This window comes from Peptoniphilus ovalis (assembly GCF_018919265.1).
Lineage (GTDB): Bacteria > Bacillota > Clostridia > Tissierellales > Peptoniphilaceae > Peptoniphilus_A > Peptoniphilus_A ovalis.
This window is the reverse complement of the sequence record NZ_JAHLQO010000003.1, coordinates 1-23,681: the sequence shown is the minus strand read 5'-3', so window position 1 is coordinate 23,681 and position 23,681 is coordinate 1. Positions and strand designations below refer to the sequence as shown.

The 23,681-nt window shown below is 29.5% G+C and carries 24 protein-coding genes; 6 read left to right on the top strand and 18 right to left on the bottom strand.

What is annotated here, in order from left to right:
• The first annotated feature begins 179 nt into the window (after window positions 1-179).
• Both glmS and KQI68_RS03775 read left to right on the top strand, forming a co-directional pair.
• Entirely contained in the window at window positions 180-2,003 is a 1,824-nt protein-coding gene (gene glmS / locus KQI68_RS03780; protein ID WP_216548804.1) for a glutamine--fructose-6-phosphate transaminase (isomerizing), read from the top strand.
• A gap of 92 nt (window positions 2,004-2,095) precedes the next feature.
• Window positions 2,096-3,352, top strand: coding sequence for a hemolysin family protein (locus tag KQI68_RS03775; RefSeq protein ID WP_216548803.1), 1,257 nt, complete (start codon window positions 2,096-2,098; stop codon window positions 3,350-3,352).
• A 24-nt stretch (window positions 3,353-3,376) separates the two neighbouring features.
• On the opposite strand, the gene KQI68_RS03770 is transcribed toward KQI68_RS03775, so the two are convergent.
• The 6 genes from KQI68_RS03770 to KQI68_RS03745 form a co-directional block, all read right to left on the bottom strand.
• Window positions 3,377-3,739, bottom strand: coding sequence for a hypothetical protein (locus KQI68_RS03770; RefSeq protein ID WP_216548802.1), 363 nt, complete (start codon window positions 3,737-3,739; stop codon window positions 3,377-3,379).
• Window positions 3,740-3,811: 72 nt separating this feature from the next.
• Window positions 3,812-4,678: an S-layer homology domain-containing protein gene (locus KQI68_RS03765; protein ID WP_216548801.1), complete on the bottom strand. Its 867-nt coding sequence runs from the start codon at window positions 4,676-4,678 to the stop codon at window positions 3,812-3,814.
• Window positions 4,679-4,809: 131 nt separating this feature from the next.
• Window positions 4,810-5,262, bottom strand: coding sequence for a copper amine oxidase N-terminal domain-containing protein (locus KQI68_RS03760; protein WP_216548800.1), 453 nt, complete (start codon window positions 5,260-5,262; stop codon window positions 4,810-4,812).
• Window positions 5,263-5,363: 101 nt separating this feature from the next.
• Window positions 5,364-5,552: a 50S ribosomal protein L32 gene (gene rpmF / locus KQI68_RS03755; RefSeq protein ID WP_216548799.1), complete on the bottom strand. Its 189-nt coding sequence runs from the start codon at window positions 5,550-5,552 to the stop codon at window positions 5,364-5,366.
• A 2-nt stretch (window positions 5,553-5,554) separates the two neighbouring features.
• The gene (locus tag KQI68_RS03750) at window positions 5,555-6,091 is read right to left on the bottom strand and encodes a YceD family protein (RefSeq protein ID WP_216548798.1); all 537 of its coding nucleotides are present in this window, start codon (window positions 6,089-6,091) and stop codon (window positions 5,555-5,557) included.
• Between the two features lie 74 nt (window positions 6,092-6,165).
• Window positions 6,166-7,362, bottom strand: coding sequence for an acetate kinase (locus KQI68_RS03745; protein ID WP_216548797.1), 1,197 nt, complete (start codon window positions 7,360-7,362; stop codon window positions 6,166-6,168).
• Window positions 7,363-7,465: 103 nt separating this feature from the next.
• Between KQI68_RS03745 and KQI68_RS03740 the strand changes: the two genes are divergently transcribed.
• Window positions 7,466-8,608, top strand: a complete 1,143-nt coding sequence (locus KQI68_RS03740) for a tRNA(Met) cytidine acetate ligase (RefSeq protein ID WP_216548796.1) — start codon at window positions 7,466-7,468, stop codon at window positions 8,606-8,608.
• A 91-nt stretch (window positions 8,609-8,699) separates the two neighbouring features.
• The gene (locus KQI68_RS03735; protein WP_216548795.1) at window positions 8,700-9,491 is read left to right on the top strand and encodes a nitroreductase family protein; all 792 of its coding nucleotides are present in this window, start codon (window positions 8,700-8,702) and stop codon (window positions 9,489-9,491) included.
• Between the two features lie 19 nt (window positions 9,492-9,510).
• Here KQI68_RS03735 and KQI68_RS03730 read toward each other — a convergent pair whose 3' ends face one another.
• The 3 genes from KQI68_RS03730 to KQI68_RS03720 are packed head-to-tail and all read right to left on the bottom strand — an operon-like array spanning window position 9,511 to window position 13,910.
• Window positions 9,511-10,431 (bottom strand): helix-turn-helix domain-containing protein, encoded by a 921-nt coding sequence (locus KQI68_RS03730; protein ID WP_246541240.1) that lies wholly within the window; start codon window positions 10,429-10,431, stop codon window positions 9,511-9,513.
• A gap of 12 nt (window positions 10,432-10,443) precedes the next feature.
• The gene (locus KQI68_RS03725; RefSeq protein WP_216548793.1) at window positions 10,444-12,165 is read right to left on the bottom strand and encodes an ABC transporter ATP-binding protein; all 1,722 of its coding nucleotides are present in this window, start codon (window positions 12,163-12,165) and stop codon (window positions 10,444-10,446) included.
• On the bottom strand, window positions 12,165-13,910 hold the full coding sequence (locus tag KQI68_RS03720; protein ID WP_216548792.1) for an ABC transporter ATP-binding protein: 1,746 nt from the start codon (window positions 13,908-13,910) through the stop codon (window positions 12,165-12,167). Before KQI68_RS03720 ends, KQI68_RS03725 begins: the two co-directional genes overlap by 1 nt.
• Window positions 13,911-14,065: 155 nt before the next feature.
• Here KQI68_RS03720 and KQI68_RS03715 point away from each other — a divergent pair, with 155 nt between their 5' ends.
• Together KQI68_RS03715 and KQI68_RS10540 are read left to right on the top strand one after the other, a co-directional pair.
• Entirely contained in the window at window positions 14,066-14,227 is a 162-nt protein-coding gene (locus KQI68_RS03715) for a hypothetical protein (RefSeq protein WP_216548791.1), read from the top strand.
• Window positions 14,224-14,499, top strand: coding sequence for a copper amine oxidase N-terminal domain-containing protein (locus KQI68_RS10540; RefSeq protein WP_216549169.1), 276 nt, complete (start codon window positions 14,224-14,226; stop codon window positions 14,497-14,499). Before KQI68_RS03715 ends, KQI68_RS10540 begins: the two co-directional genes overlap by 4 nt.
• Window positions 14,500-14,546: 47 nt before the next feature.
• Here the strand turns inward: KQI68_RS10540 and KQI68_RS03705 are convergent, their stop codons facing one another.
• The 9 genes from KQI68_RS03705 to KQI68_RS03665 form a co-directional block, all read right to left on the bottom strand.
• On the bottom strand, window positions 14,547-15,455 hold the full coding sequence (locus KQI68_RS03705; RefSeq protein WP_216548790.1) for an RnfABCDGE type electron transport complex subunit B: 909 nt from the start codon (window positions 15,453-15,455) through the stop codon (window positions 14,547-14,549).
• A gap of 9 nt (window positions 15,456-15,464) precedes the next feature.
• Window positions 15,465-16,043, bottom strand: coding sequence for an electron transport complex subunit RsxA (rsxA, locus tag KQI68_RS03700; protein ID WP_216548789.1), 579 nt, complete (start codon window positions 16,041-16,043; stop codon window positions 15,465-15,467).
• Window positions 16,043-16,639 (bottom strand): electron transport complex subunit RsxE, encoded by a 597-nt coding sequence (gene rsxE / locus KQI68_RS03695; protein WP_216548788.1) that lies wholly within the window; start codon window positions 16,637-16,639, stop codon window positions 16,043-16,045. The genes rsxA and rsxE overlap by 1 nt, the downstream gene beginning before the upstream one ends.
• A gap of 11 nt (window positions 16,640-16,650) precedes the next feature.
• Entirely contained in the window at window positions 16,651-17,235 is a 585-nt protein-coding gene (locus KQI68_RS03690) for an RnfABCDGE type electron transport complex subunit G (RefSeq protein ID WP_216548787.1), read from the bottom strand.
• Window positions 17,232-18,248, bottom strand: a complete 1,017-nt coding sequence (locus KQI68_RS03685; protein ID WP_216548786.1) for an RnfABCDGE type electron transport complex subunit D — start codon at window positions 18,246-18,248, stop codon at window positions 17,232-17,234. Before KQI68_RS03685 ends, KQI68_RS03690 begins: the two co-directional genes overlap by 4 nt.
• A gap of 11 nt (window positions 18,249-18,259) precedes the next feature.
• Window positions 18,260-19,594 carry an electron transport complex subunit RsxC gene (gene rsxC / locus KQI68_RS03680; protein ID WP_216548785.1) on the bottom strand — a complete coding sequence of 445 codons (1,335 nt, stop codon included), beginning with the start codon at window positions 19,592-19,594 and terminating at the stop codon, window positions 18,260-18,262.
• Window positions 19,595-19,834: 240 nt separating this feature from the next.
• Window positions 19,835-20,794: an ABC transporter permease gene (locus tag KQI68_RS03675; RefSeq protein WP_216548784.1), complete on the bottom strand. Its 960-nt coding sequence runs from the start codon at window positions 20,792-20,794 to the stop codon at window positions 19,835-19,837.
• Complete coding sequence (locus tag KQI68_RS03670; RefSeq protein WP_216548783.1) at window positions 20,787-21,911, bottom strand: ABC transporter permease; 1,125 nt, start codon at window positions 21,909-21,911, stop codon at window positions 20,787-20,789. The genes KQI68_RS03675 and KQI68_RS03670 overlap by 8 nt, the downstream gene beginning before the upstream one ends.
• Window positions 21,898-23,397, bottom strand: coding sequence for an ABC transporter ATP-binding protein (locus KQI68_RS03665; RefSeq protein ID WP_216549168.1), 1,500 nt, complete (start codon window positions 23,395-23,397; stop codon window positions 21,898-21,900). Before KQI68_RS03665 ends, KQI68_RS03670 begins: the two co-directional genes overlap by 14 nt.
• Window positions 23,398-23,681: the final 284 nt, after the last annotated feature.

Genomic DNA, 23,681 nt, shown 5'->3' with positions numbered 1-23,681 from the left:
ATCTCTATTGAGATAAAAATTTATTAAGCGCCTGAGCCTATTTGGCTGACGAGGAGTAGAGTTATCGAAAATTCGGCGGATGCTCTAAAGGTATCACAGCCTTAGCATTTCTTAAAAAATAAAAGCAATTTTATAACAAAGGAAATGAAGTGAATCTCTAGTAATGGAGGTAGAAAGAAATGTGTGGAATTGTTGGTTACAATGGCAAGAAAAATGCTACAGAAATTGTAATTAATGGATTGAAAAAGTTGGAATACAGGGGATATGATTCTGCTGGTATTTCACTTGTTAAAGATGGAAAGCTTATAACTAATAAAGAAGTTGGAAGAATTAAAAATCTAGAAGAAAGTTTTGATTTTAGTTCACTTAATTCTAATAATGCAATTGGTCATACTAGATGGGCAACTCATGGAGTACCTAGCAAAATAAACGCTCATCCTCATGTTTCAAATGATGAAAGTATTGCCGTTGTTCACAATGGAATAATCGAAAATTATGTTGAGCTAAGAGATGAATTAACTGAAAAAGGATATAACTTTAAATCCCAAACTGACACTGAAGTAATTCCTAATCTAATTTCAGAAAATTATAATGGAGATATTTTAGATGCAGTTTTTAAATCAATAGATTCTCTTAAAGGAGCATACGCTTTAGGAATTATTGACGGAAATGAACCTGACAGACTTATTGCAGTTAGACATTCTTCTCCTTTAATCTTTGCTATAGATAAAGATGGATATTTAATAGCTAGTGATATAACATCTGTTATTGAACATACTAATAAAATAATTTATCTTGAAGATGGAGATGTTGTAGACATTAGAGAAGATTCTTATACAATTTATGATGCTAATCACAATAAGATCGAAAGAGAAATTCTTGAAGTTGATTATTCTTCACAAGATGCTTCTAAAGAAGGATATGATCATTTTTTAATTAAGGAAATTCACGAACAACCTAAAGTTTTAAGAGATGTAATTTCTGTTAAGCATAAAGACTATAAAATAAACTTAGAAGATGCTGCATTTACAAAAGAAGAAATTGAAAACTTTAATAAAATATTTATTACTGCATGCGGTACTGCTTTTCACGCTGGAGAAGTTGGTAAGTTTGCAATTGAAAAACTTGTTAAAGTTCCAGTAGTTGCTGAAATTGCATCTGAATTTAGATACAAGAATATGTTCATAGATGATAAATCACTTGTAATTTTAGTTTCTCAATCAGGAGAAACTGCTGATACATTAGCTGCCCTTAAAGAAGCTAAAAAACATGGAGCAAAGGTATTAGCAATTACAAATGTAGTTGGATCAACTATTGCAAGAGAAGCAGATAAGGTAATTTATTGTTATGCAGGACCTGAAATTTCAGTTGCTTCTACTAAGGCATACACAACTCAGGTTATTTCACTATACTTTATGGCTATGGATATTGCTCTAAAGGCAGAAAAAATTTCTCAAGATGAAGTTAAAGAAATAATTGAAAATCTTGAAAAGATTCCTTCTCAAATAGAAGAAATTTTAGAAGATAAAGAAAATTTCAAAGAAATAGCTGATGAAATTAAAGATGCAAAATCAATTTTCTATACAGGTAGATCACTTGATTATATAACTGCAAAAGAAGGAGCTCTTAAACTTAAGGAAATTTCTTATATTCACACTGAAGCCTTTCCTTCAGGAGAATTAAAACATGGTTCAATTGCATTGATTGAAGAAGGAACTCCTGTAATATCTGTAGCGACTCAAAAAGATGTGTTAGAAAAGACTTTATCTAACAATCAAGAGTTAACTGCAAGAGGAGCAAAAGTTATTTCTATCATCGAAAATAACAATGTATTTTCTAAAGATATTTCTGAAGATATAATAGAAATTCCAGAGACTATGGATTTATTAACGCCACTACTTGCTGTAATACCTGAGCAATTAATTGCTTATTACACTTCCCTACTTCTTGGAAATGATGTTGATAAGCCAAGAAACCTTGCAAAATCTGTAACAGTTGAATAAAAATTTTAGAATAGCTGCTTCGGCAGCTTTTTTTATTTACATGACTTTAGTATAATAGAAGAAGAATATTAAAAATGGAGTGAACAAAATTAATGATTGACTATATATATCTTCTCATATCTTTAGTTGCAATGTATTTATCTTATATATTTACACTAATTGAGAACGCCTACCTCACACTTGGACCTAATAAAATTGAAAGGCTTGAAGATGAAGGTGCACCTAATATAAGATTAATAAAAAAACTTTCAAATAGCAAAGAATTATATTCTGCTACTTTGATATATGATTACTTTTCAAATGCACTAAGCATAATTTTTATGTCATTGTTTTTTTATGAAAAATGGAATTTCACGGGAGTTATTATTGGAATTATAATTTCAACTATAATAATAATTTTAATTGGAGAAAGTCTTCCCAGAAATTTAGGTAAATCAAATTATAAGGAAATTGTTCCAAAATTTGCGAAATTTTTAAATTTTTCAATTATTTTAATTAGACCACTATCAATGCTTTTGACATTTTTATCAAATACAATTATTAAAATCTTCTTAAAGGATAAAAATTATGAGGACCCAATTATTACTGAAGAAGATTTAAAAGATGCAATGAATTTAAGTATTGAAGAAGGAATAATTAATAAAAACGAATCCAAGATGATTGAAAATGTAATTGACTTCAAAGATATATACGCAAGAGATATTATGACTCCAAGAACAGATATTATTGGAATTGAAATTGATGAAGATTATGAATCAATCATTGATAAGATTTCAAAATATTCTTATTCGAGAATGCCTGTATATGAAGACAATCTTGACAACATTATAGGAATATTAAATGTAAAAGATATCTTTCATATGGATCATAGCAAGCCACTTTCAGAAAACACCTTTTATTTGAAAAAACCATTTTTTACATTTGAGTACAAGCCAACGGGTACACTTTTTAGTCAAATGAGACAAAATAAGCTTTCAGTTGCAATAGTAACTGACGAATACGGCGGAACCGAAGGCATGATTACTTTTGAAGATATCTTTGAAAGGATTGTCGGACAGATATCAGATGAGTATGACACTGAAGATGATGAGGATATAGTAAATGTTGCTCCAGGAAAGTATTTAATCGATGGATCTGTAAATCTCGATGAAATCAATCAAAGATTTGATTTAGATTTAGAATGCCAAGAATTTGACTCTATCGGTGGATTTATAATCGAAAGAATTGATAGATTCCCTGAAATTAATGAAATAATAAATGTGGATGAAATCAAAATAACTATTATGAAGTCAAAGAAAAACAGAATAGAAAAAATCTTACTGGAACTACCAGTTAAGGCAAAAAAATAAGAGATTCAAATTGAATCTCTTTTTTTATATTTCATCTACTAATTCAACAACTTTAATCTTCGAATGTTTCCAGCTTGCCTTATCTCCTAGCCTATCAACAATTTTTATTAAAGTATCATCACTTTCTAACTCTTCAGTTAAAGGGGCAACTCTCATGTCTTTATTATGAGGTATTTCATCAACCTCATTGCCTAAATCATTTTTAACAATTACTCTATTACTTAACTCTCTAAGTTGTAGTTTATCTTCTACTTTTATGTACTTGCCATTATGTCTTGTGTAGAAAAAAATATTTTGATTGAATTTTTCTTTATAATAAATCTTATAAGCCTCACATGAAAATTGAAAACTTCCAAGAGGGCTTGTGTCAAAAACAACTTTTTTCATAGCCTCACCTTGGAAGTATTATATCATAAAAAAATTTTAATTTACATAAAATATACAATAATTTGATTTGTTTTATAAAATCCTTACAATTGATGAAATAACTTCTTCCCTAGTCATATTTTTTTTAGGTTTAAAAGTTCCATCTTCATAAATTGAAAGATATCCACCATTTACAGCAGAATTAACTGCATCTTTTGCATATTTAGCAATATCTTTTGAATCTTTAATCTTTACACTTTTATTATTTTTTAAATCAAATATATTGGAAATAACAACAGCATAATCTTGTCTAGTGACTTCTCGCTTTGGATTAAAAGTTCCATCTCCATTTCCACTCATAATAAATAAATCATATGCCATGTTTACATATTTATTATCAGTGTCTTTGAAATGTTTAACAGAACCTTGTGAAGTTTTATTAAACTTAATTTCACAAGCTTTAACTGCAATTTCAGCAAGCTCTTCTCTTGTAATATTTTTTCCAACATTAGATGCAACTTCAGCTGAAAGCATTTTGTTTGCATAAGCCTTTTGAAGATTTCCATATGCCCAAGGACTGTAGTTTCTAAAAATTTCTGTTTTACCTAAATGTAAATTTTGTGATTTTTTTACATTATTGTTATCATCTAAGAAACCAAGTTTAAAAGAATAACCATTTGAAGGAGTTACAATTTTGTCTAATTCATTTTGATTAATTGAAATTAATTTCTTACCATTTGAATTATCGACGATTTTTACAAGCTTAGATTTTTGATTATTACCATCACTTGAAACTTCAACTTCAACCTTTTGACTTCCCTTTGCATTTTTAATTTCAAAGTTATAATTTTGACCATCTTTATATGCAATAATATTTGAAAGGATACTAACTTCACTATTTGCAAAAGCATTAAAAGAAATGCTAATAGCAAAAATTAACATCAATACAATTTTTTTCATAATTCACCTCGAGGAAATATGATACCAAAAAGTATAGATGTAGTCCAAGAATTTACAATTTTGTAATAATTTTGTAATCTTTAATATTTTACAATTAAAAAAGGCTCACTAAGAGCCTTAATTTAATTAAATTATTTAACTGTATTAATAATAACTGTTCTTGTATCGTTATTCCAGTCTACATTATGACCAAATGTTTCTGATACAAATCTTAAAGGTACATAAGTTCTATCGTTTCTAATTGCTGGAGCAACTTCAAGATCGATATATCTATCTTCTCCATCTTCAATTTCAATTTTTGCTCTTTTTTCTCCAATTTTTAAAGTAACTTTTTCTACTTCACCTTTTTTTGCATCATCGTTTTCGATTTCTACTTCTCTATCATCATCGTCCCATTCTACTTCGTAGTTTAAAGCTTTTGAAATAAATCTAATAGGTACTAAAGTTCTTCCATTGTCAATTATAGCTGGTTGTTCGCTTTTTATTGCTTTTCCATTGATTTCAATAACGATATCCTTTGCTGCGAATACAATACTTGGCACTAATAATAGTACGCTTAGTAATAATATTAATCTTTTTTTCATTTAAAATCCTCCTCTTAATTATTATTAATATAATATCATATAAAAATATTTTACACAAATTTAAAAGTTAATAAAAAAAGTGAGGTCTAAACCTCACTTAATTATTCTGCTTCAACTTCTGCTAAAACTTCTTTGCCTGCATAGTGTCCACATGATGGACAAACTCTATGAGGTAATTTCATTTCATGGCAGTTAGGACATTCTACAACTGTTGCTTTATTTAATCTATAAGAAGATGCTCTTCTCTTGTTTTTTCTTTGTTTTGAAGTTTTTCTCTTTGGTACGGCCATTTTCACACCTCCTCATCTTTAAATAAATCTAATAATTTTTCGAATCTTGGGTCTACTTTTTCCTCTTCAGTTTCTTCTGAAACTTCGCAGTCGCAAGCTCCTTCATTTAGGTTCTTGCCACAATGAGGACAAAGTCCTTTACAATCATCGCTACATAAATTTTTCCCAGGTATAGATGTAATTACTTGTGACAAAATAATTTTTGATAAATCGATTGAATCATCATTTATATCAAAGTATTCATCAATTGAATTTTCATCATAAAAACTTGGATCTTTAAAGTTATATCCCTCGTAATTAGTTTCTCTATGATTTATGAATTCAGCAGTACATCTATCACAATGTGCTTTAAAGCTGTAGCTAATATTTATAGAGAGTACTAACTCACCTGTTAAATCATGCACATACCCGCTATATTCTATGGGATAGATGAGATTTAGATTATCTAGATTTAAATCCGTGTCATTTTCATTTAACTTTCCATCAAAATCCAATCTTTGTTCTTCTGATGATAAAAAACTACTTAAATCTAATTTCATATTCTCACCTCAAAATTACATACACATCATTATAACCATTTGATGTGCAAATGTCAACACTTTAAATGATTTTTTTAAGCTTCAACAAGTTCTTTTGTGTCTCTTGCAATCATTAATTCTTCGTTAGTAGGAATTACAAAAACTTTAACTTTTGAGTTATCTGAAGAGATAAGTTTATCTTCTCCTCTAACATTGTTTCTTTCTTTATCAATTTCAATTCCAAGTGATTTTAGTCCTGCACAGATAGATTCTCTCATTTCTATTGAGTTTTCACCAACACCTGCTGTAAAGACAATTCCATCTACATGATCAAGTTCAGTGAAGTAGTTTCCAATATATCCTCTAACTCTCTTTTCAAAGATATTAAGTGCTAGTGCTGCTCTTTCGTTTCCTTCATCTCTTGCAGCTTCAATATCTCTAAAATCACTTGATACTCCAGAAATGCGAAGAACTCCTGATTTTTTATTAATAACATTGTTAATTTCATCTGGAGAAAGATTTTCTTTTTCCATTAGGAATGGTAAGATTGCTGGGTCTAAGTCACCACATCTAGTTCCCATTGCAAGTCCTTCAAGTGGAGTAAAGCCCATTGAAGTATCAATTGATTTACCATTTTCAACAGCACAAATACTTGATCCATTACCAAGGTGGCAAGTGATTAAGTTAACTTCATTGACATCTTTTCCAAGCATTTCTGCTGCTCTATTTGTAATATATTTATGGCTTGTTCCGTGGAAACCATATCTTCTTATTCTATATTTTTCATAATATTCATATGGAAGTGCATAAATGTAGCTTTCTGCTGGCATTGTTTGATGGAAAGCTGTATCAAATACTGCAACTTGTTTTACATTTGGAAGTAATTTTTGACAAGCCTTAATTCCCATAATATTTGGTGGATTGTGAAGAGGAGCTATTTCTACATTATCTTCAATAGCCTTTAGAACCTTATCGTCAATAATTACGGATTGTGCAAAATCTTCACCACCGTGAACTACTCTGTGACCTACAGCACTAATTTCATCAAGTGATTTTATAGCACCATAATCTTCATTTGTAAGAGAATCCATAACTAATTCAAGTGCTATTTTGTGATCCTTCATTGGTGTTTCAATAGTTTCTTTTTCTTTTCCTATTGTTTCGTGTTTAATTCTAGATCCTTCAATTCCAATTCTCTCTACTAATCCCTTTGCTTTTACTTCTTCATTACTCATATCAATTAATTGATATTTTAACGAAGATGATCCGCAATTAATTACTAATACATTCATATTTTCCTCCTCAAATTTTTAAATAAATATTTTTTGTTGTATAATAACTATAATTAATATTATAACAAATGGTAAATTTAGTCAATAATTGGAGTTTTTAAAAATGAAAATTGCATCAGTAATTGCTGAATATAACCCATTTCACAATGGGCATTTATATCAATTAAATAAAATTCGAGAAATTTTTACAGATAATATTGTAGTAATTATGTCTTCAAATTTTGTGCAAAGAGGAGAACCAGCAATTATTAACAAATTTGAAAGAGCAAAAATTGCTGTTGATAATGGAGCAAGCCTTGTAATAGAAAATCCTCTTATATATTCAACTTCAAATGCTGAAATTTTCTCTAAGGGCACTGTTAATATTTTAAATTCCATGGGAGTTATTGACAGGCTTTATTTTGGAGCAGAAGATGACTCAGAATTGTTAGAAAATATTATTTCTAAAATTGAAAGTAATCTTGATGAAAATAAAATAAAAAAGTTTTTAGATACTGGGAATTCATACATAAAAGCAAGAGAACTATCAATGGACTTTCTTAGTGAGAGAGAAAAATATATTTTAAGTAAACCTAATAATATTTTGGGAATAGAGTATATAAAAGCACTTATAGATTTAAATTCGTCTATTACTCCCCTATCATTAAAAAGAAAAAATGTCGATCATAATGATTTACATTCAATTGATAATATTGCTTCTGCTTCATTTATAAGAAATAAAGCATTTGATGAAGAGGATATTTCTAAATTTATTCCAAATTATGATTTAGTACCTCAAAATAATTTAGAAAATTATTATGATATTTTCAGATATAAATTAATTTCAGGAGATATTAATTATGAAGATTATTTTGATTACGAAGTAGGACTTGAAAATAGAATGAAAGATAATCTTCATGCAAATACTTTTTCTCAATTTATTGAGAAAGTTCATTCAAAAAGACATAGTAAGTCCAGAATTAAAAGATTATGTATGCAAATACTTTTAGACATTAAAAAGGATTTAATTTTAAATTCTTTTAACTATCCATATATTAGAGTTCTAGGTCTCGATGAAAATGGATTGGAGATTCTTAAAAATTCTAAAAACAAAAATATTATTTATTCTTTTAAAAGATTTTATGACAAAGCTGATAAAAATTTTAAAAAAATACTAGATAAAGAAATATATGCTACAAACTTATATAATCTTAAAAATGGATTAATTAATGAAGATTTTACAAAAGAGGTTTATAAAAAATTATAAAAACTATTTCATAATAGCAATTGGCAAAATTATTTTTTTAAATCTCTTATTATGATATAATTTAATTATAAGCAAATTAGGGGGTATTATTATGTTAATGACAAATTTCTTACAAAAGAGAAAATCAGTGAGGGATTTCAAAAATGACAACGTTCCAAGAGATGTTTTAGAAAATATAAAATTACTTATTCAAGAAATAGATAGCGAAGACGGTGTAGGTTTATCTCTTTATGAAAATGGAAAAATTGTGTATGAAGGACTTAAAGGAAAAGCTGGTTACTCTGGCGTAATGATTGAAGCTCCACATTATATTTCCCTTGATATAAAAGACAATTCTCCACTAAATATTTTAACTGGTGGATATTTACTTGAAAAACTAAACACAAAGATTGTTGATTTAAATTTAGATACTTGTTGGATAACTGTAGATCAAGTTGATCATGATACTAAAAAATCTATCTTTGGTGAAAATGGAGTTGGAATTGATTTTTTAATCGCTCTTGGTTATGGACAAAAGAAAAAATTCTTTGATCCTGAAGTTTCCAGTTCAAGACTTCCAGTTGATGAAATTGTGTTCCAAGACACATTAGGAAATCCAATTTCCATGGAAACATTAGAAAACTATGGAATCTTTGATGTATTCTCTTCTGCAAGATATGCACCAAGTCATATGAACTTACAACCTTGGAGATTTGTATTAAATGGCTCTAAGATTGATGCTTATATGGTTAAATCAGAAGATGACAATAGATCTTTCGTAGATATGGGCGTTATTCTTTTCTATATCGAAGAAATGCTTAAATCAATTGGCACAGAAAAGAAATGGACAATTGATTTAAAAGATGCTGGAAAGCATTACTATATTGGAGAAATCTCACTATAAATTAAAGGACTAGTAAATTCTAGTCCTTATTATTTTTCCTATATTTACTTGGGCTTATGCCTGTAAACTTTTTAAAAGATCTTGAAAAATTAGATGGATTTTTAAATCCTATTTTTTCAGCAATATCCGTTATTTCCATATTTGTATTTATTAGATAATTTTCTGCCTTTATCATTCTTATATTATTTAAATATTTAATCGGTGTGTACTGAAATTTTCTCATGAAATTATTATTTAAATAAGATTTTGAAATTTTAAACTTTTTGCAAATTAAATCTAAGTTAATATCTAAATCTAAATTATTTGAAATAAATCTTTCTATTTCTATCATGTCCTCGGTATTATTTTCTTGATAATATTTTTTTCTAATTTCATTTATATTTTCTTTGGTTATTATATATATTAACTCTAATGTTTTAAGAGTTATTAGAAACAAATCTTCTTTCTTCAAATTATCTATTAATTGATTTGCAACAAATAATAATTCTTTGTTGTTTAATATAATTCCAATATCTTTTATGCTGCGAGATATTTTTATAAACTTATCAATTATTTTGTAATAATCCAAAGTCTTATCTAATTCCTTAGGTGCAATAACTATATTAAAGGCAGTTGTCCTGTCATTTGTCGAATAAGATTCTAAAGATTTTGGAATGGATTTACCTACAAAAATCTCTCTAGTTATTAAAACTTTAGTATCATTTATATGAGTGTAATAATTTCCCTCGTAGCAATATGCAATTCTGTAACCAAATCTTCCATTATAATCAGAGTCATGAGCTACATATTTTTGCCCTAAAGTTATAAACATTACATAAATTCCCGGTAAAATTAAGTAAGATTTCATTCTGTTTTTTGGAGCATCTATTCCTACGTATTCTATTATATTTTTATTTTCTGTTGGGTAAGCTTTAAATCCCCAAGTATTAAGACCCTTCATATTCAAAAAACCTCAATATATAAATTCTTCTGATGCTATTGAAGAATCAATCATCTTCTTATAAGTTTTACTTCTATTTAAAAGTTCTTCATGTGTTCCAATGTCTTCAATCTTGCCATCATTCATTACTATAATTTGATCTACATTTTGAATTGATTTCATTCTATGAGAAATTATCATAACTGTTTTATCTTTTGTTAGTTTATTTAAGGATTCTTGAATATATTTTTCATTTTCAACATCAAGTGATGCTGCAATTTCATCAAGTAATATTATTTCAGCATTTTTTAAGAATGCTCTTGCAATAGAAATTCTTTGTCTTTCTCCACCAGATAATTTTGAACCATTTTCTCCAATATTTGTGTCATATCCATTAGGGAGTTTATTTACAAATTCATCGCAATTTGCAAGCTTTGCAGCATGAAGCACTTCTTCATCACTTGCATACATATTTCCAATTCTAATATTATCTATTACACTTCCATTAAATAAAATTACATCTTGGAAAACCATGGATATATGCTTAAATAAATTTTTAGCTGCTACTTTATTTATTTCTTTATCGTCAATTAAAATCTGTCCATCATCATAATCATATAATCTTGAAACAATTCTTAATACTGTAGTCTTTCCACAACCTGATGGACCAACAAGTGCAGTGGTTCTTCCTTGTAAGGACTCAAAGGAAATATTATCTACAACTTTTTTGCCTTCTATATATGAAAAATCAACATTTTCGCCCACAATATCAAAGTTTTTTAAGTTGGCCTCTTTTCCTTTTACCACTACTTCATTTCTAAGAGCGTTTATATTTTTTATTGGAGAATCTATAAACATCATTTCTCCATAGTATCCACTAAAAGCTGTTGTGCCATCTATTAATCTTGCAGCTGCAAATAAATAACCTGCAAAATATAATACATTTATATTTCCCCTAATCAGTTCATTTAAGCCTACAAACATTACTAAACCCAGTGATAAATTTGACACAACTCCAGAAAATGTAATTGGAATTACTTGTCCAAGTTCAGAAGAAATGTGAAATTTTTCTAATTTTCTTACAAATTTTATAGATTCTTCCATCTTTTCATTAGACAAATTATATGATTTAATCTCAGTTGACAAATCAATTAATTCTTGAAACATCTTAGAAGATTTTCTCTGTTCTTTATAATAAACTTTTGCAGATTTACTTTGTATGTCTTTAGATATAAAACTTAAAATCATTGATGAAAGAATTGGAATAATAACTGAAAGTCCTAGTTTTATATTTCCAATTAAAAGCATAATAGAAATTATAATAAAGCTTATAATAAATCCATAGAAACCTGGAAGTGCATGGCTAAGTGCATGCTCAATTGTTTCCACATCTTTCATTATTGTTTGAGAAAGATTAGTTAAATCTGTCCTTGAATAAAATGAAAGTGGTAAATCTTTTACAATATTTGAAATTTCAATTCTTAGATTTGCAGATTCCTTATAGGTTTCATCGTAAGTAGTCATATAATCTCTATTTAAAATGTAAAACATAAATAATCCAATAACTATAAATAATAAAATCGCAATTTTTATATCAAAACTTCCAAGCCCTAAAAGTCCTTGAAGTACATACATTAAAAGCATTATTGGAAGCATAAAAGACAAAGATTTTAAAGTAGAATATTTTGATGCAATAATTAATCCTCTTGCACCTTTATCAGTTAAGGCAAATCTATTTTTTAAATATTCTTTCATCACTTAACCCTCCATTCATTTGCTGACTCATAAAGATTTACAAATTCTTTATATCTAGAATCTCTGTCCATAAGTTCATTGTGACTTCCTCTTTCTATGATTTTTCCATTTTCAACAACAAGTATTTCATCTACTCCTCTTATTGAAGAAAGTCTGTGAGCAATCATTATAACTGTTCTATTTTTAATTAATTCTTTAAATGCAATTTGAAGTTCATATTCATTTTCTGGGTCAGCTGCTGCCGATGCTTCATCAAGTATTATAATCTTAGGATTTTTTAAGAAAATTCTTGCAATAGAAATCCTTTGAATTTCCCCACCTGAAAGATTAATTCCATCTTCTCCTATTACAGCATTATATCCATTCTTAAATTTATTTATAAACTCATCACATCTAGCAACTTTAAGTGATTTTATTACTTCTTCATCACTTGCATCTTTGTTTGCTAGTTTTATATTTTCAAAAATTGATAAATCTTTAAATAATTTAGGATTTTGAAAAACTATTCCAATATTCTTCATTAAATATTCTTTGTCATAATCGTAAATATTTACATCTCCTATTTTAATCTGGCCTGAATCTACTGGATAAAGTCCTGAGATAAGTTTTGCTATTGTGGACTTTCCAGAACCTGATGAACCAACAAGTGCATAGACTTTATTTTCATTAAATTTCAAAGATAAATTATTAATTATTTTATTTTCTCCGTCATATGAAAAGTCAACATTTTTAAATTCAATATTTGAATTTTTCATCTCAGAAATATTTCCGAATGCAATTTTTTTCTCATTCATTTCTTTAAATAAATTTTCAAGATTATCTACTGCAGAGTTTGCTTGATATGTATACATTCCAACATACATAACCTTCATTAGATTTGAGAAGTATATTCCCATAAAAAGTGTGAAAAATAATATTTTAGCTGACCAAAGTGCAGCATCTTCGCCTCTACTTACCATAAATATTGCGAGGAAAACTGGCATGATTATAAAAATATTTAATATCCATTGAAAACTAACATAGGGAATTCTACATGACATTGAATATTTATAAACTAAATCTCTATATGAGATAATATTGTCGTAAAGCTTTTTAAATCCAATAAGTGGTGCATTAAATATTTTTACAACTGGCATTCCACGTACATATTCAACTGCTCCTGCATTTAATTCGTCGCCTTTTTTCATGTACTCACCCATAAAACTTACATCGCCCATCATAGCCTTCATTATAATTAGCGAAATAATCATTATAAGAACGAAAAATATTCCAAGATAAATATTTAATTTAAATACTAATAAAAGCATAAGTATTGGTATTAATATTGCTGTAGTTTGATCAGGTATTAAATGAGCGACAATCATGTGAGTTTGTTCAACATTATTGTCTATTATTTTTCTAACTTCTCCAGAGTCATGTGTGTCAAAAAAAGTATTTGATGCATTAATTAAATGTTTTATTCCTTTTTCACGAAGTCTAGTTTCAAGTCTAAATCCTGTGAGATGACTCATCCATAATCCAAAAATATAAATAATTCCTTGCAAAATAAATAGAGATAAAATCAATATTGATGTCTTCTTTGAATCAGTCAAACTTTCTCCCATAAATACATCTCTTACTAAAGTCCATATAAGATAGTATGCGTAAAATAATAATATATTACCTATTGCAGTAAAAGCTACAGCCAATATAGCATGTACTTTTCTTTCTGGTATATAGGATAATAATTTCTTGTATAATTTCAAATTACAACCTCCTTATTTATTTTTTGATATTTTATATCAATTGATATTATATATCATTCAATAATATTATTCTTGTCAATAATAATTTTATATTCAATTATTTTTTATGTTTTAAATAAAATTAAATGAGTATATAGAATCCAAGAGGTGATTTTATGAAACGAAATTTAAAATTATTACTTATAACTATAATTTTTTTACTTAGCTTGTCACAAAATTTATTTGCACAAAGAGACATAATCATTAACATAAATGGAAAAGCAATTAAAACAGATACAGCTCCAATTATAAGAAATGATAGAGTTCTGGATTTATAGCAGAAAATTTAGGTCTAAATATTAACTGGAATGAAGAAGAAAGAAGAATTGCAATCTTTCGACCTGAATTTCAAAATTCTGGTGGAGGAGTTTTTCTTTGGATTGGAAAAAATATTGTTGGCATAGATGAATATGATGAAATAAAAATAGATACGCCTCCTATAATTTATAAAGATAGGACAATGGTTCCCATAAGAGATATTTCTGAAATATTTGAGAAAGATGTTAGATGGGATGAAAACTCGAGAACTGTATATATAAAAGATAAATAAAAAAAGACTGTATCGCAATTGATACAGTCTTTATTATTTAAATTAAGTTAAGCATTAACTTTTTCTTGTTCTTTTTTAAGTCTAGCTTCTTCTAATTTCTTTTGTTTTTCTTTTTCTTTCTTTTCTTTTTCCTTTTGCTTCATCTTTTCAACTCTTTCAGGATATTCACAGAATATTGCTCCTGTAGGACATTTTGAAACACAGATTCCACAATTTATACATTTATCGTAATCAATTGAAGCAAGATTATTTTCAACATGGATTGCATCTTTAGGACAATTCTTTTCACAAATTCCACAAGATATACATCCAGTCTTACAATTATTTCTAACCACTTTTCCGAGGTCAAGAGACATACATTTAACTTGAGTTTTTGATTTATAAGGAACAAGTTTAATGATTTTCTTAGGACAAATATTAATACATTTCATACAAGCAACGCATTTTTCTTTATCCACTACTGCGATTCCATTAACCATGTGTAATGCATCAAATTCGCATACACTTACACAAGTTCCTCCGCCACAGCATCCATAATTACAAGCTTTAGCACCTTGTTGGTAATCTGCAATAAGTCTACAGTCAACTAAATCATTGTAATCATATTTATTTTTAGCTTTGTCGCAATCACCTTGACAAAGTACACATGCTACATTTCTTTCTATATTTCCTGCATTGACTCCCATTATTTCACTGACTTCTTCAGCTACTTCTGCTCCACCTATTGCACAAGCATTAGTAGGTGCAGAACCATTTGCTATAGCTTCAGCTAGACCATCACAGCCTGGGAATCCACAAGCACCACAGTTGGCACCTGGTAAAGCATCTCTTATTTCTGCTACCTTAGGATCTACCTTAACGTAAAATACCTTTGATGCAATTGAAAGTATAACTCCAAAGAATGCTCCAGCAACTCCCAAAAACAACATTGGGGTAAGTACTGTACTAATTTCCATAACTACCTCCTATACCAATCCGCCGAAACCTGAGAATGCAATAGCCATAAGTCCAGCACTTACTAGAGCTATTGGAACTCCTTGAAGTGGCTTAGGTACATCAGCAAGAAGTAGTTTTTCTCTTAGAGCTGCCATAAGAACAAGAGCTAGTGTAAAACCAACTGAAGCTCCAAAACCACTAAATATTGTTTCTATTAAATTATATCCATTTTGAACATTAAGCACAGTTACACCAAGAACTACACAGTTAGTAGTTATAAGTGGAAGATAAACTCCCATTGCTTGATATAGTGAAGGAGATGATTTTTTAATAAACATCTCTACAAATTGTACTAATGATGCTATTACTAAAATAAATGCAATAGTTTGTAAATATCCAAGTCCAAATTTATCCAACACAAAAGTTTGGATTAGCCATGTAATTGCAGACGCAAGGACTACTACAAAGGTTACTGCAACCCCCATTCCTATTGCTGTTTCTGTTTTTGAAGAAACGCCAAGGAAAGGACAAATACCAAGGAATTGAGCAAAAATATAGTTATTTACAAGTATTGTTGAAATTAAGATTATAAAAATACTTTCTAACATTAATCTGCCCTCCTATTTAAAACTAGTCTAAATCCTGCAATTAAGAATCCAAGAAGAATAAAAGCTCCTGCTGGCGCTCCAAATATTCCTATTCCAGGATAAGATTCTGGTAAAATTTGTACTCCTAAAAGAGTACCATATCCAAAGAATTCACGAACAAATCCCATTGCACATACTGCCATAGTATATCCAACTCCTGTTCCTAGACCATCAATAATAGAAGGAATTAGTTTATTTTTATAAGCAAATCCCTCTGCTTCTCCAAGAATACAGCAGTTTACTACTATAAGTGGTAAGAATATACCAAGTGCTGCATATATTGAAGGAACATAAGCTTGTAGAATCATTTGAACTAATGTTACGAAAGTTGCAATTACAACTATAAAACAAGGAATTCTTATTTTATCTGGTATTATATTTCTTAAAGCAGAAACTACACCATTACTCATTATAAGTACAAATGTTACTGCAATACCCATAGCAATTGCACTACTTAAACTTGAAGTTATAGCAAGTACAGAACAAAGCCCTATAAGTTGCATGAATACAGGGTTGTTCTTTAATGCACCATTTAAAAATACTTTAGATAATTTCATTAATTTCCCCCTTATTCATTTTTTAAAACTTCATTATAAACTTTTACTGCTTCATTAGATCCTTCTTGAGCAGCCTTTGATGAAATTGTAGCTGATGTTAACCACATAATTTCATTTTCAGCTTGAGGATCTTTTGATATTTCAAGTGGACCAGCTGCAGATTTGCCATTATAAGAATTGAAGTACTCTTCTTCTGTTATTCTAGAACCGAATCCTTTAGTTTCTCCATTTGAAATATTTCTAAATCCAGCTATAGTATCTCCATCTAATAAAATACCAATGGCATTAGTCATAGCTCCACCATATCCATTAGAATTAACATTGATACCATAACCTACAACTTCGTCACCATTTTTAGCAACGAATATATTATCTATATTTGGATATTTTTCTTTAATATTTGATAATTTTTCTTTGTCGTATTCTTCAAAATTATCTGCCTTTTCTCCAAAAATTACTTCATAAGAAGCAAGTGTACTTTTTAATTCAGCTTCAGCAATTACTGGTTCAGTAAAGCTATTTACAGCTGCAAGTAGTCCAGCGGAAAAAGCACAGAAAATTAAAAGAATAAGTCCGAATTTAATAGGTTCTTTCATTTTTTCGCCTCCCCATATGCACTACCAATTGTAAGTTTGTCAATAATAGGTGTAGCAATATTCATTAAACAAATTGCATATGATACACCTTCAGGAAGAGATGCCTTAGTTCTTATAAGTGCTGTTAAAAATCCACATCCAATGGCAAAAATAATTCTTCCCTTTCTATTTATTGGATTAGTTGTATAATCAGTTGCCATAAAAATAGCACCAAGTAAAAGTCCTCCTGCTAATAATTCATATGGAACTATATTTACTGGTATTCCAAAAATAATAAGTGAAATAGCAGTTACTGCTACATATATTACTGGAATTTCCCATGAAATAACTTTTCTTACAACTAAATATATAAATCCGATTAAAAGTGCTGCTGCTGAAGTTTCTCCAATAACACCACCAATATTTCCTATAAACATATCTGATAAAGCTGGAAGATTAGCAAAATCTCCAGTAGCAATAATTTGAAGTGGAGTAGCCGATGAAATTGCATCAACTGCTTGACTTGCAGAAGTAGTAATATCAATACCTGATTTTAGCATTTCAGGAGAAATGTAATCAGTGATTTCTTTAGGCCAAGAAGCCATTAAAACAAGTCTTGCTGCAAGTGCTGGATTCATAAAGTTAAATCCTATACCACCAAAACATTCTTTAACAATTAATATTGCAAATACAGAGCCAAAAGCTGCCATCCAAAGTGGAAATGACTGTGGCATATTAAGTGCAATAAGTATACCAGTTACAACTGCAGATAAATCATTAATTTGCACAGGCTTTTTAAGTGCCTTTTGTGTTATAAGTTCTGTAAATACACATGAACCAACACATACAGCAATAAGAGCAATAGATCTAATTCCAAAGAAATAAACTGCTGCAATCATTGCAGGTACTAGTGCAATTATTACATCTAGCATTATTTTTGATACTGTATCATTTGCTCTAATATGTGGAGCTAAAGATACAAATTTTGCTTCATTTGCAGTGACTGGATCTTTTTTTATATTAGTATTTTCCAAATTGATCCCTCCTATTTCTTAGCATTAGCTCTAATTTCTCTCTTAGCTAATTTAACTGAAGCGCTAAGATGTCTTTTAGCTGGACACACAAATGAGCAGATACCACATTCCATGCATTGGTCAGCGTGAAGATCTATACATAAATCTACATCGCCTTTTAAAATTGCATGGTTAATATCTGTTGGATTGATATTTGCTGGACAATGATCTACACATCTTGAACATCTAATGCAAGGTGTTTCAGTAATTGGCTTTACTTCTTCTTCTGTAAACACAAGTATTCCAGAAGTAGTTTTAGTAATAGGTGCATCTAAACTAAATACTGATTTACCAGTCATTGGTCCACCGCATACTATTTCAACAAAGTTTTCTTTTACACCACCACAAAAATCCAAAATATCTCCTACAGGAGTACCTACTTTTACAAGAATATTTTTAGGTTCATTAATTCCAGAACCACTTACTGTAATAACTCTTTCATATGAAGGCTTACCTTCTATTACAGCTTCATAAAAAGCAAGAGTTGTACCAACATTAGTTAGGAAAACTCCTACATCATTTGTAACACCATTTTGAGGAACAATTCTGCCAACTACAGCCTCAGACAATCTTTTAGAATCACCTTGAGGATATTTAGTTTGACAACCAACTACTTTTAGATGGTTCCAATTTGGATGATTATTAATAACCTCTTCCATTTTTGCTATTGCATCAGGTTTATTTTCTTCAATTGCCATGTAAGAAGAATCCTGATTATAAAAATATGAAAAGATATTTAAACCCTCTAAAATTTCTTCTGTTTTTTCTAACATAATTCTGTGATCGCAAGTTAAAAATGGCTCACATTCAGCACCATTTATGATGCATTCATCTAAAACTGGATCTTCAGATTTTAATTTAGCATGAAGTGGAAAACCTGCTCCGCCCATACCTACTATTCCCTTTTCTTTAATAAAAGGAATTAAATCATCGATTGGATGATCTTTGTAGTCTTTAAAATCTGTTGTTTCAGCAATATACTCGTCTTTGCCATCGTTTTCAATTACAACGCAATCACAATACCTACCATCAGCTGTATACATCTTTTTAATATCTATAACTACGCCAGAAACAGATGAATGTACTGCAGCTGAAATATAAGCGCTAGAATCCCCCACAATTTGTCCAACTTTAACAGTATCACCCTTTTTAACAACTGGTGAGCAAGGTGCACCAATATGTTGTGACATAGGTATGTAGCAAATCTTAGGACTTGGCATCCTTTCAATTGCGATCTTTTCTGTTAAAGTTTTGTGTTCGTCCATATGAACTCCACCTACGGAAAAAGTGAGATTTCTTGAACTCATAAAACTTCACCCCTTATTAGGCTATTAAGCCTTTAAATTTACCTTTTGTTATAATTATAACATTATTTAAACTTAAAGTACATTAATTGTAAAGAAAAATACCATTACTAAAAAATCGAAAATATATTAATAATCTAACTTATATTAAATTAATAATGAAAAAGTATAAAGTATTAACTCTTATTCAATGAAATTTTTTGTTAAATAAAAAAACTACAGTCTTAAACTGTAGTTAAAAAATTATTTATTTCTTTCATATGGAATACCATTTGCAGAAGGAGCTTTTCTTCCCTTAACAAATGCTATTAGAACTACAAGAGTTATAACATAAGGTATCATAGAAAGTAAATTTGTATCAATTTCAATTCCTATTGAACCTAAGAAAACTGATAAGCCTTGTGCAAAACCAAATAGTAGACAAGCAAGCATTGCTCCTTGTGGTCTCCATCCACCAAAGATTACTGCAGCTAGCGCAATAAATCCTTGACCTGATATAAGTGTTTCTCTAAAGTTAGAAACAACTGCAAGTGACATTGAAGCTCCGCCAAGTCCTGCTAAAAATCCTGCTGAAAGAACACATATATATTTAATTTTGTAAGCATCTACTCCAAGAGTTTCAGCCGCCTTTGGATATTCTCCAACAGATCTGATTCTAAGTCCAAGTCTAGTTTTATAAAGTATAAAATATACTATGGCAACTAATATAAATGCAATATAAACAGATGCATATTGAGAGAAAACTATATCCAAAAACTTCATAATTTGACTATTTCCTTCAAATTTATTAAAAAATGATTGAAATAAAATTGGCAACTTACTTTCATATGGTATAGATTTACTCATTGCAGCTCCATCAAAGAAGAGTCTACAAAGAAAAAGTGAAAGTCCTGGTCCAATTAAGTTAATTGCGATACCACTTACAACGTGATCAGCAGCAAAGTTTATCGTTGCTATTGCATGAAGAAGAGCCATTGCCATTCCGCCAAGGCCTCCACAAATAAAAGCTATCCACGGATTTCCAAGATAAAACCCTACAATTGAACCTACTACAGCTCCCACTGACATCATACCTTCAAGCCCAATATTAACTACACCTGAGTTTTCTGAAACGACTCCTCCAAGTGCTGTATAGATAAGAGGTGCTGAATATAAAAATGTTATAGAAAGAATACTAGCTATGTTTAAGACTAAATTATTCATATTGACCTCCTTCTACATCTTTTTCATCTTTTTTAAACCATTTAGCAAAAAAGAATCTTATAATGTCTAAAAGTTTAGGAATTGCTATAAATAAAATCATAATACCTACGATTATATCAACTACTTCAGAATAAGTTCCAATAGTAGTAAGTTTTCCACCGCCATATGATAAGCCGGCATATAGAATAGCAGCTGGAATAGTTCCAATGGGATTGTTTCCAGCAATAAGAGCTACTGCCATTCCGTCAAATCCATATCCCTCTTGAGCAGCCATCATACCAATATTACCTGAAACTCCAAGTACAGTAATGGCACCTGCAAGACCTGATAAAGCACCCGCAATTCCCATAGATGCCATTATAGATTTATTAATGCTAATTCCGCCGTATTCCGCAGCTTTAGGATTAAATCCAACAGATCTAAGTTCGTATCCAAGAGTTGTCTTTTTTAATATATACCAAATAATGATTGCTGCAATTATTGCAATTATAATACCCCAGTTAACTGGAGGATTTAAAATATCTCTAAGAAATCTATTGTTCATTAAAAATTCTTTTCCAGCTTCACTTGTCTTCCATTGTCCAAGAATTCTAATATCTGCACTGGATTTAATTGGATAAGAGTTATCTGATTCAATATTTCTAATAATTGGAAAGCTCAATAAGAAGTTACTAAAGTAAAAACCTATCCAGTTCATCATTATTGAAGAAATAACTTCATTTACATCAAATTTTGCCTTTAAAAGTCCAACAAATGCTCCCCATAAATATCCAAAAAACATTCCTGCAGCAAGAGCTACAATACCATGAATAACTGGAGGTAAATCAACTAAAAGACCTACTAAAAGAGCTCCAACTGAACCAACAATATATTGTCCTTCAGCTCCTATGTTAAATAGTCCAGTATTAAAAGCAAAAGCTACAGAAAGACCTGTTAAAATTAATGGAACAGCTTTTACAATAGTCCATGAAATATATTTAGGCTTACCAAAAGCTCCAACGAAAATAACTTTATAGGCTTCAATTGGATTAGTACCGCTTATCAATAAAATAATTGAACCAATAAGCATACCAAGTACTATTGCAAGAAGTGTGTATATAAATCTATTTCTCTTCATTTTTACCTCCCGCCATATAAAGTCCAATTTCACTTTCATTAGTTTCTTTTGCATCAAAAGTTTTTAAAATCTTTCCATTATAAATAACCGAGATTTTATCAGAAAGAGCAAGAATTTCATCAAGTTCAAAAGAAATTAATAGCACTGCCTTTCCCCTATCTCTTTGACCAATTAAGAAGTTTCTAATATATTCAATTGCACCAACATCAAGTCCTCTTGTAGGTTGAGCAGCAATTAATAAATCAGGGTCATTTGAAATTTCTCTTGCAAGAATTACTTTTTGTTGATTACCACCAGATAATTCACCAGCTCTGTGATAGATATCTCTTGGTCTAATATCATAGGATTCAATTAAATCCTTAGCATGATTATCTATATTATTAAAATCTAAAATTCCTTTTTTAGAATATTTATCTGTGTAATAATCTTTTAAAATCAAATTTTCAGCAACAGTAAAATCTAATACAAGTCCTCTAATCTGTCTGTCTTCTGGAATAGAATTAAGTCCAGCTTCTATAATATCTCTTGGACTTTTGTTTAAAATTTCTTCTCCTTTAAAAATTACAGAACCACTTTCTGCATTTTTAAGACCAGTAAGGGTTTCAATTAATTCAGACTGACCATTTCCATCAACTCCAGCTATTCCGTGAATTTCACCAAAGCGTACATTTAAATTTAAATCGTCAAGTTTCTTAACATTTCTAGAATCAAGAACAGTTAAGTTTTTAATATCTAATGCGATATCACCTGGATTAGCATCACTTTTATTAACATCAAGATGCACAGAACGACCAACCATCATATCAGCAAGTTCAGATTCAGAAACATCAGCTACATTTACAGTTTCAATCTTTTTGCCACGTCTTATAATAGTACATCTGTCAGCAACTTGTTTAATCTCTTTAAGCTTGTGAGTAATAATGATTATAGACTTTCCCTCATTAGAAAGATTTTTAATAATTTCCATTAACTCAGTAATTTCTTGAGGAGTAAGAACAGCCGTAGGCTCGTCAAAAATTAAAATATCAGCACCTCTGTAAAGCACTTTTAAAATTTCGACTTTTTGTTGAGTACCAACAGTAATATCTTCTATCTTAGCATCAGGATCAATTTTAAATCCGTATCTTTCAGATAGTTCAACAATTTCCTTTCTAGCCTTATCTTTATCAACTCTAATGCCATTCATTGGCTCCATTCCAAGAATAATATTTTCAACAACTGTAAAGGGCTCAATAAGCATAAAATGTTGATGGACCATTCCAAGACCTTCTTTAATGGCATCGTTAGGATCCTTGAACTCAACTTTTTTATTATTTATATAAATTTCACCCGAAGTTGGAGAAAACATACCGTAAAGCATATTCATAAGAGTAGTCTTACCAGCTCCATTTTCTCCCAAAAGCGAGTGAATTTCACCTCTTCTAATATCGAGGTTTATCATATCGTTTGCAGTAAAATCCCCAAATTTTTTGGTAATATTTACCATGCGAACGACTAAATCATCGTTTTTTATATTCAAGACAAACTCTCCTTTATTAAACTATTTAAATTATACCAAAGATTTAGACAATTTGAAAATAAATTGAAGTGAAAATTGAGAAAATAGAATATTAATTTATAAGATAAGTTGTAAAATTAAGTTCGACACCTAAAATAAATAAAAACTCATACTAACTTCGTGTAAAATGTTAATAACGACAAAAACACACACGGAGGTTAATATGAGTTATAAACATCTTACCCTAAATGATAGAAATAAGATAGAGGTAT